Genomic DNA, 13,238 nt, shown 5'->3' with positions numbered 1-13,238 from the left:
TTCCCAGTGCGAGTGAGGGTAATTTGTTTCTGAACGATTCCTGTGCTACTTTCATTGACTTGGTAAGTAGCTGGGGAGAAATTAATTGTAGGAGGCCCCTGAGCATCCAAAATTTGCAAAGTAGCAGTGTTTTGGGTGCCAATAATGGCATTATCCCGATTGGTGATCCGAAACGCAATTTCTTCTGTTCCCTCAAATTGACCATCCGGAACAACGTTAATTGTGAAAGTTTTGCTATTTTCGCCTGGGTTAAAGGTGAGTTCACCAGAGAAATTGGGGGGAACGTTCCAATCTGTTCCGAAAGTCGCTGAACCAGTAGGAGGTTCTAGGTACACCCGGGAAAAGTTGTTTAGATTCCCAGTGCGAGTGAGGGTAATTTGTTTCTGAACGATTCCTGTGCTACTTTCATTGACTTGGTAAGTAGCTGGGGAAAAACTTACCGTGGGAATACTAAGAATCTGATTGTTAGGTTCAGTTATTCCCAAGGGAGTTTCGTTAGAGCTCGGTATTCCGATCGGGAATATGTTTGGGTTGCCTGTTCCTGTAGTGACTGGTGTCGGTGTCGGCGTCGGCGTCGGAGTTGGCGTCGGCGTCGGAGTTGGCGTCGGCGTGACAGATGTCGGCGTCGGAGTTGGTGTCGGCGTAACAGTTGTTGGCGTCGGAGTTGGTGTCGGCGTAACAGTTGTTGGCGTCGGAGTCGGCGTCGGTGTAACAGTTGTTGGCGTCGGAGTCGGCGTCGGTGTAACAGTTGTTGGCGTCGGAGTCGGAGTCGGCGTCGGTGTAACAGTTGTTGGCGTCGGAGTCGGAGCCGGCGTCGGTGTAACAGTTGTTGGCGTCGGAGTTGGTGTCGGCGTAACAGTTGTTGGCGTCGGAGTTGGCGTCGGCGTCGGCGTAACAGTTGTTGGCGTCGGAGTTGGTGTCGGCGTCGGCGTAACAGTTGTTGGCGTCGGAGTTGGTGTCGGCGTCGGCGTAACAGTTGTTGGCGTCGGCGTCGGTGTCGGCGTCGGCGGTGGTGGCGCTACATCGTTATCAGCGATCGCCACTGTCACCCCTGCAACCCCAATCACATTATACTTAGCATCAGTGCTACTCACGCTGTGAGTAATATTACCGCTGTGCGCCCCTTCGACAATCGTATCGTTAACAGCTTTTACCGTAACGGGTTGAGCGACATTCCAATTATCCGCAGTGAAAGTGATAGGCGCGATCGCTTCAATCTGCTCACCTGTTGTGAGAGTGATAGTAACAGGGGCGCTCGGCTGTGACATTAACTTGATGCCATAACTGCCATCCGCGCCGCCTTCTGCAGCAGTTGTGCTCGTAGGTGTAATGCTGACACCTGCTGTGTCGTTGTCGGTAATAGGTACATTGACATCCGGAATTGTTGTGCCGCTATACTTAGTGTCGGTACTGGTAACAGTGTGAGCGATCGTGCCGCTGTGCGTGCCTTCGGCTTTGCTGTCGTCGGTAGCGGTGACCGTGACTGTTTTGGCAACATTCCAATTCGTGCTGTCAAAGATAACAGGCGCGATCGTATTTATTTCACTTCCGGCATTAAAGTTAATGCTAACAGGGGCGATCGGCTGAGACGTTAACTTAATGTCATAGCTGCCCGTCGCGCCGCCTTCAGTAGCAGTTGTTGCCGTGGGAGTAATAGAAATACCAGCGGTATCATTGTCTTTATTGGTAATGCTAACATCCGCTGCATCTAGGTTGTAATTCGGATCGGTGCTAACAGCAGCCACCGTGACTATTTTGTAGCCAACATCGCCGTCAGCACTGCTATCCTCAACCCCTGTTACTGTTACTGGTTGCGCTATATTCCAGTTAGCCGGAGTGAAAGTTAAGCTATTAGTCGAAACTGTTCCCTCGGCAACATTATCCGTGTTCAAACCGATAGTCACATCAGCAGTCGGCTGAGTATTCAGAACCACAGTAAAGTTAGCCTTTGTGCCATCTTCACCCGTAGTTAATCCCGCCGTCGGATTTACCGTAATTCCCGGAGTTTCATTGTCACTGTTGGTGACATCGATATCATCAGGATTGAGATTATTGTAATTAGCATCGGTACTCACAGCAGCAGCCGTGACAATTTTGTAAACTTGAGGGCCATCAGCTACTAAATCGTCAACGCCAGTCACCGTTATTGTTTGTTCACTGTAGTTAGCGGGAGTGAAAGTTAAGCTATTAGGAGAAACTGTTCCCTCTGCTGGATTGAAACCACTCAAATCGATGGTAACGTTAGCTGTTGGTGCAGCGTTTAATTTGACTGTAAATTCTGCCTTACCGCCAACTTCTGTTGTTGATATTGCCTTTGGACTGACAGTGATGCCGGCAGTGTCATCATTTTTGATAGTAGCCGTAGCGGTAGCCGTCGCAATAGTCGGTGCGCCACCCGGTGAAACTGAATTTGATAAAGTAATGGCAACAGTTTCATCCGGTTCTATATTGCCATCTCCCAACACATCCAAACTAATAGTCTTGGATGTTTCCCCCGCAGCAAAACTGATTTTGCCAGTGGCAGCCGTTGCGCCAGAAGTGCCGCCGATATTGTTGTAATCAGTGCCGTTTGTCGCAGTGCCGGTAATGGCATAATCTACGGTACTCCAAAATTCCGTGCTACCGCTGCGAGTAATAGTAAATGCAGCAGGAGTTTTGCCGGAATTGCCTTCGGTAACTGTGGGATTGTCGGCGACAATTGAATAAGAACTATTCCTGTCCAATATTGCCACTTTTCCTTGACTCGCATCGGCGACACCGCCTGTAATTGTGCCAAAATTGAGGACTAACTGTTCGTTACTGTCAACGATATTGTCAGCTTTAATAGTTACTGGAATATTCTGGGTGAGAGTAGTAGTGCCTGCAGAGAAAGTAAGGGATGTAGTTGAAAGAGTGTAGTCTGCACCTTGAGTAGCAGTGCTGCTGGGATCGATGACAATTGGTACAGTTACATCACTTAAGGGAGTGCCACCGCTGATAGTAACCGGGACATCAATTACTGTGTCTGTCGTGCCTTCATTAACGTTGTAAGTGTTACCTATTTTGGGAGGAACGAAGGATACCGTATTGGGTGTATTCAGCAGAATCGAAACGTTATCTGAACCGTTGTTCGCTACTGCCAAATCCGGGAGAGTGTCAGCGTTAAAGTTGCCTGAAATAATGGAAGTTGGACTTGTCCCCGCAGCCAAGTTAATCGGTGCACTAAAACCGCCATTGCCGTTGCCTACTAAAATTGCAGCGCCGCTGGTTCCTGTTACTGCTAAGTCAAGTCTGCCATCTCCGCTAAAGTCTTTCGCCACAATGCCGGAGAGTCCTGCCCCCGCGCTAACATTAGTGGCCGTGCCAAAGCCGCCCGTGCCATTTCCCAATAGAATTGAGACACTGTTAGAGCTGCCATTAGCTGTGGCCAAGTCGAGGTAAGTGTCTCCGTTAAAGTCCCCAGTGGCGATCGAATTTGGAGTTGGCACATCCCCAAAATTAGTAGCTGTACCAAATCCGCCTGTACCATTTCCTAACAGAATTGAGACATTATTAGAGAAGCTATTGCCAACCGCTAAGTCGGGGAAACTGTCAGTGTTAAAGTTGCCTACAACAACGGAACCAGGAATCGCACCAACATTGAAAGTAGTGGCCGCCCCAAAGCTGCCAGCACCATTTCCCAACAAAATTGAGACGCTACCAGAAACACCTTGAGGGTTAGCGTTTACCACTGCTAAATCGAGGAAAGTGTCGGTGTTAAAGTTCCCGACAGCTATTGAAAGGGGAGTATTACCTACAGTGAAATCATTACCTAAATAGAAGCCACCAGTACCATTTGCTAACAGAATTGAGATATTACTACTATTGACTACTGCTAAGTCGGGGAAATTGTCATTGTTAAACAGTCCCGAGGTGACGTAAAGCGGACTTGAACCTACGGCAAAATTGGTAGCTGTGCCAAAACCCCCTGTGCCATTCCCTAACAAAATTGAAACGTTGTCGTCATTCTGGTTGGTTACTACCAAGTCTGGGAAAGTATCAGCGTTGAAATCCCCTACATTAATACCTCTGGGACCTGACCCTGCGCCAAAATTAGTCGCAGCACCAAAACTATTCAAAACATACTCGTAACCCGCTAATACTTCGGGCTCAAATACCAGCGGCGTTTCTATTTTCCCGGTTCTCACTTCCAGTTCCCAGTCTCCGCCCTTTGCCGCACTTCCCGTAAGATTTTTGGAAGCCGCAACAAAGGCCCCGGTTAACTCACTCAAGCGTTTGACAAATGCTTTACCTGTCTCGCCTGCTGCTACACAGCACCCGTAGAGGAGGATATTAGGTCGAGTGTCGCCGATTGAGTAGGGCACTGGCGAAAACCACTGCTGTAGATCCTGCCGATCGCACTCTATATCATCTAAACTCAAGCGAACGTCGCCGAGTTGCAAGCTACCCGGAGCACCGTGAGAAACGATGTGAATGCTGTCAATATTGCTGCGATCGCTTAAAATTTCAGTAATTTGGTCGATCGCATCCCGGTTCCCATCCAAAACGACTACTTCCGTACCGGGTGTTACTCCGGCAATCAAACTTTGATAATTTTCTACTTTAGAATCAATAAAGGCGATCGCACTTGATGAAACTTGATTATTTAAATTTGGCATAATACACCTACTAATATCTAAAAAAAGACAATGATTTCCCTGTTTCGCGACTGGCCTCGGAAACACTTTCTGAAGGTTGTAGTAACCATAACTGTTTTTTGAGAAAATCTCTGTAAATTTTTCTTTATAAACCCCTATTTAATTAAAGTTTTGATAAAGTTGGGGAATTTTATTAAGTAATATTGCGGATGAGCGAGCGCGAGGTGGGTCGCATAACACAAAAACAATTCAATCGCAAGTGTAATGAGACTGAAATATTAAGAGCGGGATTTTTGATACATATGTGCGATCCGGTTCCGCCGTTCGTTTAAACCCCTGGCGGACTTTCGGGCAAGGGTGAGGGCGGGTTTACGAGACAATTGGTTTTAGGCAATTATTTCTCGTAAAACAGCCCCTACAAGTTATTCGTTAGAATCTTTAAGGGCGATTCCCTACGGGATAGCTTTGCTTCACGTACTTACTTCAAACCCCCACAGAACAAGTGCTTGAATTCAAATCGCTCTCAGAGCAATGCGAAATTAACCGCACTAATATTGCTAGCAGAAACTCCCGCCAGAGAAGCTAAAATCTCCCCTGTTTGGGCAAACCGGATTAAAGTTGAACCGCTATCTTCGGCAATTGCCAATTGCGAGAAACTCAACCCATTACCCAATACTAACAAGTCTTTACCAACCTCAAAGTCAGCAACAGTATCAGTACCGGAATAGGTAGAGAGTAAGAATTTATCATTGCCTACATCCCCTACTAAGGTATCATCGCCCAAATCGCCACTGAGGAAATCGTTACCCTGACCTCCTAGCAGAATATCATTGCCTTGACCGCCGTACAGGGTATCGTCGCTCTTTTCACCAATTACGATGTCTTCACCTCGATTGCCAGAAAGGAAGTCACTAGCCGCACCACCACTCAAAGTATCAAAACCCTTTCCGCCATAAAGCGTATCGTCCCCAATTCCACCATCTGTTAAGTCGTTCCCCTGATTGCCATTCATCCAATCATTGCCATCAAGGCTAAACAGCAAGTCATTTCCTTTTTTACCGCGCAATATATCATCGCTAGCGCTGCCAGTAAGGGTATCATCCCCATCTGTGCTTTCGGTAGTATTTTCCCCATCTTTAACGAATTCAATACCGCTTTCTGGGAATGGTTCATCGGGTGTAGATGGTGCGCTAGAGTCATCAGTATCTAAGGTATTGCGGACTGTTGGGTTGTTAGCTGTCGCCGCCTGAATTTTGGTATTTAGAGATGCACCAGTATTTTCGGAAATCGCCGACTGAATCGTCTTATTTCCGGCTGCGACTTGCAGTAAATCTTGGGCTACTTCTCCTTGTGCGACTTTTTGTATGCGGGCGATTTCTGTCGCGGCATCTGAGGGCGAGGTATTGCTGGATGCGATCGCACCAATTCGCTGATTTCCCTCGGCAATAATAGAGGCAGCATCCGAAGCAATACTAGATACTTGCGGTGCTTGCAGTTGACTCGTCGCCGACTGAATAATCGCCTGCAATTGCGTTGAATTGCTTAAATCGAGAGTACCAGATTTAATTTGATCGGCTATGGTAGAAATTACGCGATCGGCAATCTCATTTTTCGCGGTATTTGAAGCACCGCTAATTAAATCAGTTATCAAAACAATGGTATTTTGCACCTGAGCGTGTGCTGCATAAACCGCCAAACCGTTCGGGTCGTTTTGAGTAATTGCCTGTAGCGGATCGTAGCTAGTCAAGTCAATTGCTGACGACAGTCCCAGTGCAGATTTAACCTGAATTTGCGCCTGATTTTGGTCAGTACCTTGCTCGACCAACTCGGTCATTAGGGTAGTTAACGGAGTGACGACTGTAGCATCAGGTGTGGCAAATAGGGGTGTTTGCTGGGGCAAATAAGTAGAAGTATCGATGCCATCGGTAAGGACAATTTTGCCTTCATTTGGTTCAATATCGCCACTGTTATTTTTGTCGAAATCGTCAAGAGAGACATCTAAGTCAAAGCTGCCATCGGCGTTAGTAATGGTGAAGGGTTCGTTATCATCTCGGATACCGTTAAAGTTGCCATCAAAGAAAACAGTAGCCCCGGCCATGTAACCGTCTATTGCTCTGCCCCTAGTGCTAGAACTGGGCCCCAAACTAAAGTTAGCTAACTCAAATGTGGCCAAGTTATTATCGTAGACTGTTTTGTAATCAAATCCGCAAGGATAAGGTATACGGATGCGCTTACCAAATATTTTGAAACTTTTCTCACAAAATTTGACTGAAATTACCTTAGCTTCAGCACCCAGAAAAGCATTAACTTGTCCTGTGACATCAAACAGTACCGAGGGTTGGCTGATGCGGGAAGTGATTTCCGATGTTCGGATTTTTCCGTCGCCGCCTTGTTTGGGCTGGAATTCTCCAATATCTATCAAATCGATCCCGACTTTTCCTTGAATTCCACCTTTGACATAACCCTCGACAATTTTTGCATCTATCCCAGCACCCACCGCAATACTAGCGTCAAGACTGAGTTCGTCAACATCTGGCCCTGTACCGTCAGCATTTTCGCGATCGCTCACATAAAATCCATCCAAAACTTTGTCAGCAGAACCCGCATCAAAATTCGAGTTTTTCCACTCATTTAATCCGTAGGTATCGTACCCAAATCCTAGATGAGCTGAAGCACTAAAATTCCCTTCTAGTAAACCCTCGATCGGCCCCCAAATTGGAAATTTTTGATCGATATTAAAGTCAAATCCCAGTTGGGGCATCTGATAGCTGAAGACCGGAACATCCGGTTTACCTATCAACAATTGAATTGCGGTTTCTGGTTTTGTCAATAGTGGCAAATCAAAGCCATCAATATCTTGTAAAGCATTTAAGAAGTCCTTGACAGTGGCGCTTGTTTTGGAGTTAATTTGTTGGTTAGCCGTTTGCTGTACAGCATTTGTTGGAACTGGTAAAGCATTCTGAAGATTAGCACTTGGGTCGGCAACATCTATATTACCCAGAGTGTAGGAACCCAAGTCGATTTTATCTGGAGAATTTGCTATTTGGTTTGCCAAATCCACAACTTTATCAACCTTGGCAACCGCATCTAAAAAGCGAGTATCGATATCGCGACCAGATATTTTTGCGGCCAGCTCTAGTACACTGACTATGCCATCCTCATTTTTATCAAACGGCCCCGCTAGACCGATTTTAGACAGTAACTTGGTGTCGGCATTGAGGAAGTTGATAACTGGTCGAAATGGTTTAATGACATCGGAAATTTTACCGATAATTGGTTTGGCAAAATTATTGACAAATGTTCCCAAATCTAGTTGCATATTGTTAAATGCAACTGTGGGCTTTTGCGGCCCGGTGAATTGACCGTTAGCGTAATTTAGGATGGGCCAATCAACTGCTAAGTCGAAGTTATAGGAGGGGAATGCAGCATTGCCGTTGATGCTGGTTTTTGCTGTGAGACCGAGATTAGCATTGCTGCTTAAGCTGGCGTTGAATAAGTCTTTAAACTGATAGTTGCCTTGCAGTTCTGGCAAGGTGAGGCGAGATCCATCATTGGGGCCGCCTAGATTGTCTAAGTCATTGAGCTTGACTTCGAGGTTGGCATCGACTTTAGTAGGGTTGTTGGTATCGTTTGCCAGGTCAACTTGGAAAAAACCTAAGTTCCCTTTAGCCTTGAATTGGTCATCTAGGTTCAAGTCAATGTTGGCGGTTAACTTGGTTTTGTCAGTATCTATGTAGCAGCCGAAATCTTTACTAACACCAACTCCTAGGGACAAGTTGTAGTTGTATTTTGATTTGGCTTTTCCCTCTACATCTAAGCTTAACGCTGGTACTCCTAAATTTTGCGACAGATTGATCTCGGGAAACTGATATTGCTTGCCCAGAGTAATTAGCAAGCTACTTTCATCAGCACTAGAATTCTCAGTTAGAGCAACATTGAAGTCAGATCCCAGTGCAGTGCGGAGGCTACTTTCTAACTGACTCAGAGTTTGATTTCCCTGATTTTTAAGGGTATCGACTAGCTTAGTCTTGAAGTTGCCAATAAAATCTGGGGAAATGTCCTTGAGGGGGCCGACAATGGGTAGGTTAACTGCCTGTAATTGGTCGTCAAGAATTTTCTCAAGTTTATCCAATCCAGCTTCTACGCCGCACCAATTCTTCTGTGTGTCGATGGTACCAACAGGCGTTGGCGGTGTCGGTGTCGGCGGTTCAGGTGTCGGTGTCGGCGGTTCAGGTGTCGGTGTCGGCGGTTCAGGTGTCGGCGGTTCAGGTGTCGGCGTCGGCGGTTCAGGTGTCGGTGTCGGCGGTTCAGGTGTCGGCGGTTCAGGTGTCGGTGTCGGCGGTTCAGGTGTCGGCGTCGGCGGTTCAGGTGTCGGTGTCGGCGGTTCAGGTGTCGGCGTCGGCGGTTCAGGTGTCGGCGTCGGCGGTTCAGGTGTCGGCGTCGGCGGTTCAGGTGTCGGTGTCGGCGGTTCAGGTGTCGGTGTGGGTGTAGTGTCGTTATCCGCGATCGCCACTGTCACCCCTGGAACCACAACCCCATTATACTTAGTATCACTGCTAGTCACATTGTGAGTAAAATTAGCGCTGTGTCCCCCTTCCACAATCGTATCGTCAACAGCCTGCACTGTAACTGTTTGAGCGTCGTTCCAATTATCCGCAGTGAAAGTCACAGGGGCGATCGCCTGAATCTGCTCACCTGTTGTGAGAGTGATCGTTACAGGGGCGATCGGCTGCGAGGTTAATTTGATCCCATAACTGCCATTCGCACCGCCTTCTGTAGCAGTTGTTTGCGTGGAAGTAACAGAAATACCAGCGGTATCATTGTCCTTATTGCTAAGGCTAACATCCGCTACATCTCGGTTGTTATAATTCACATCTGTACTAACAGCAGCAGCCGTGACTATTTTGTAGTCAATATCGCCGTCAGCACTGCTATCCTCAACCCCTGTTACTGTTACTGGTTGCGCTCTATTCCAGTTAGCCGGAGTGAAAGTTAAGCTATTAGTCGAAACTGTTCCCTCGGCAACATTCTCACTGTTCAAACCGATAGTCACATCAGCAGTCGGCTGAGTATTCAGAACCGCAGTAAAGTTAGCCTTGGTGCCATCTTCCCCAGTAATTAATCTCGTCATCGGATTAATTGTAATTCCCGGAGTGTCATCGTCACTGTTGGTGACGGTGACATCATCAGGATCGAGGTTATTGTAATTAGCATCGGTACTCACAGCAGCAGCCGTGACAATTTTGTAAGGTTGAGGGCCATCAGCTACCAAATCGTCAACACCAATTATCGTTATTGTTTGCGGTTGATTGTAGTTAGCAGGAGTGAAAGTTAAGCTATTAGTTGAAACTGTTCCTTCGGCAAGATTGTCACTCCTCAAACCGATAGTAACGTCAGCAGTTGGTTGAGAATCAAGTTTGACTGTGAAATCTGCCTTGCCACCAGCTTCTGTTGTTGATATTGCTTTTGGACTGACAGTGAAACCGGCAGCATCATCATTAGTAATAGTTGTGGTAGCAGTAGCAGTGGTAATTGTCGGTGTAGAATCTAATGCCGAGGGATTTGACAGCGTAACCTCAAGGGTTTCATTGGCTTCGATCGCCGCATCGCCTAAAACATCAAGAGTAATGGTTTTCGATGTCTCGCCCGCTGCAAAATTAATCGTACCAGTCGCAGCAGTTGCACCGGATGTGCCACCGATGTTGTTGTAATCGCTGACGTTGCTTGCAGTACCTGCGATCGCATAATCTACTGTGCTCGCCAAATCAGTGCAACCGCTGCGGGTAACAGTAAAAGTGGCAGCAGTTGTACCGGAGTTGCCTTCTGTAACGGTTGCAACACCAGCAGTAATCGCGTAGTCGATCGGATTAAGCAGAATTGTCACCTTGCTAGCACCCGATCCGATGCGATCGCTATATCCGGAAATCACCCTGTTAAATCCGGCGTAAATCTCGGAATTGACTGGCCCCGTAGCATCAACTTGACCGTTGAGGGCGTAAAGATACGGGGAATTCAAGCTATTTTTTAGCCCGCTTTTGTTATCCCACGCCAGTTGTTCGTTGCTGATTTCTAACTCGACGGGGGAAGCGTTAGTCACAAAGTTAGGCACATTTCCTGGGGTAAGTTCTCCGCCAGGAGGTGTATTGTAGTCATTGCCGAAAACGCTCATATTGCCGTCAACAATGTTCATCTCGGCATCGCGGCTTTGAGTGCTGCCATCCCCTCCATAGCCGTCGTTTGACCCAGAGTCGCCGAGATTTACCGTCCATCCTGACGGGGCTTTGTCGTATTCAACGATGAATTTTGCTTTCTTGATCTTGCCGTCAAAATTGATTTTGGCTACGGCTTCTAACCAACTGTCGCCGTCTGAGTCTTCAGGGGTATTTACTAGAGAAATAAACTGGTTTTGCCCACCGATAATTGTGCCTGTTTTGAGGTCTATTTGATACGGACTCAGGCTTGAAACAGTACCGTTGGCTGGAATAGTTAATGTGGTTTGAGCCGTTGTACCGGCTATGCCACCTGTAATTGTGTCAAAGTTGAGGATTGCGGTTTCATCGTTTTCAGGGAGATTGTCAGGTTTGATAGTAACTGCAACATTCTGGGTGAGTTCCACACCTGTCGCACCTGCGGGGAATGTAATCGAGGTAGGGGAAATGGTGTAGTCTGAATTTTGGGTGGCTGTGCTGCTGGGGTCGATCGCAATTGGTACTGTTACATCAGCAAAAGGAGTGCCGCCGCTGATGGTGACGGGAATATTAACTACTGTGTCTGTTGTTCCTTCTGTACCGCTGTAAGTAGCCGCACCGAAATTCACTGTATTGGCTGTATTCAGCAGAATTGAGACATCTTTAGAGGTAAAGTTTGGCGTCGCTAAATCCAACTGGCCGTCAGCATTAAAATCTGCCGCAGCGATCGAACGGGGAACAGTTCCTACACTAAAATTGACTGCAGTACCAAAACTACCCGTACCATCCCCCAACAAGACTGAGACATTGTTATCTCCGCCGTTAGACGCTGCTAAATCGGTTTTGCCGTCGCCATTAAAGTCGCTCGCAATTACAGATTCTGGAGATGAGCCGACACTAAAGTTGGTAGTAGTACCAAAATTACCCGTACCATCCCCCAACAAGACTGAAACGTTGTTAGAACCAGTGTTCGATACGGCCAGATCGAGTTGGCTGTCGCCATTAAAGTCCCCTGTAGCGACAAAGTGATTCCCCGTCCCCGCACTAAAGTTAACGGGGGCGCTAAAGTTCCCTGTACCCTCTCCTAACAAAACTGAGATATTGTTAGTGGCGCTATTGTTCGAGGTGACTAAATCGAGTTGGCCATCGCCATTAAAATCGGCTGTGGCAATAGTAAGAGATGCTCCTGCATTAATGCTAACGGGATCGCTAAAGCTACCGGTACCGTCTCCCAAAAGAATTGAAAGGTTGTTACCACTCAAAGGGGCGGTGGCTAAATCTAACCTGCTATCTCCATTAAAGTCGCCGGCAGCGATTGATCGAGGATTTATCCCTTGACCGAAGTTGGTAGGATTGCCAAAAGTGCCAGTACCTGTCCCCAGCCGGATGGAAACGAAATCGCCGTTAGCGTCACTGAGAGGATTGGCTACAGCTAAATCGAGGTTGCCGTCTCCATTAAAGTCGCGCACTGCACTGAAAAAGGGATTCTCGTTGCCGGGGTTAAATAAGTTGGTAGCAGTACCAAAGCTACCCGTACCTGTCCCCAACAATATGGAAATATCTCTGGAGTTGAGGTTGATCACGGCTAAGTCGGGGAAACCGTCGCCGTTAAAGTCGCCCGTATCAATCGAAAAAGGAGTTGCCGTCGGGGTCAAGCCCGCACTCAAGTTAGTAGCCGTACTGAAGCTGGAGAGAACGTGGCTGTAAGCCGCCAGCACTTCTGGCCGAAATGCTAAAGGTGTTGCTATTTTCCCTGATGTTACTTCTAGGAACCAGTCGCCGCCTTTTGCTGCACTTCCGGTGAGGTTTTGCGAAGCAGCAACCGACGCGCCGGTTAACTCACTCAGGCGTTTTATAAATGCTTTACCTGTCTCGCCTGCTGCTACGTTGCACCCGTACAAAAGAATGTGAGGTCGATTGTTGGGGATTGAGTCGGTTCGTGGCGAAAACCACTGCTGTAGATCATGCCGATCGCACTCTGTATCATCTAAACTAAAGCGAACGTCGCCGAGTTGCAAGCTGCCGGGAGCACCGTGAGAAATGATGTGAATGCTGTCAATATTGCTGCGATCGCCTAAAATTTCAGTAATTTGGTCGATCGCATCCCGGTTCCCATCCAAAACGACTACTTCCGTACCCGGTTTTACCCCGGCAATCAAACTTTGATAATCTTCAACTTGAGTGTCGATAAAGGCGATCGACCTTACTGAAACTGGAATATTTAAATTGGGCATAATCCACCTGACTGGGGTTTCAAAAAAATACAAAAATTCCGCTATTTCGTGACTGGCGTCCGAAACTATCTATCAATTTTTATTTATACAGACACACCCTTTATCCGTAAAAACCCGGTGAGTCCTCATCTTTTGTCGTAACCATAACAGTTTTTTTACAGAAAATATGTAAATTTTTCTTAAAAAATACCTGGTTAATT

General features: G+C 47.1%; 2 protein-coding genes. Both read right to left on the bottom strand.

The window, feature by feature from the left end; all coding sequences use genetic code 11:
• Window positions 1-4,637 (bottom strand): DUF4347 domain-containing protein (locus QUA47_RS11840; RefSeq protein ID WP_333430878.1); only part of this gene is annotated, 4,637 nt, incomplete at its 3' end.
• Window positions 4,638-5,139: 502 nt separating this feature from the next.
• Window positions 5,140-13,038, bottom strand: coding sequence for a DUF4347 domain-containing protein (locus QUA47_RS11835; protein ID WP_333430877.1), 7,899 nt, complete (start codon window positions 13,036-13,038; stop codon window positions 5,140-5,142).
• Window positions 13,039-13,238: the final 200 nt, after the last annotated feature.

It is taken from the genome of Microcoleus sp. MON2_D5 (assembly GCF_036701905.1).
In the GTDB taxonomy this organism is placed as follows: Bacteria; Cyanobacteriota; Cyanobacteriia; order Cyanobacteriales; family Microcoleaceae; genus Microcoleus.
The sequence above is the reverse complement of the archived record's forward strand: the minus strand, read 5'-3'. Positions and strand labels throughout refer to the sequence as shown.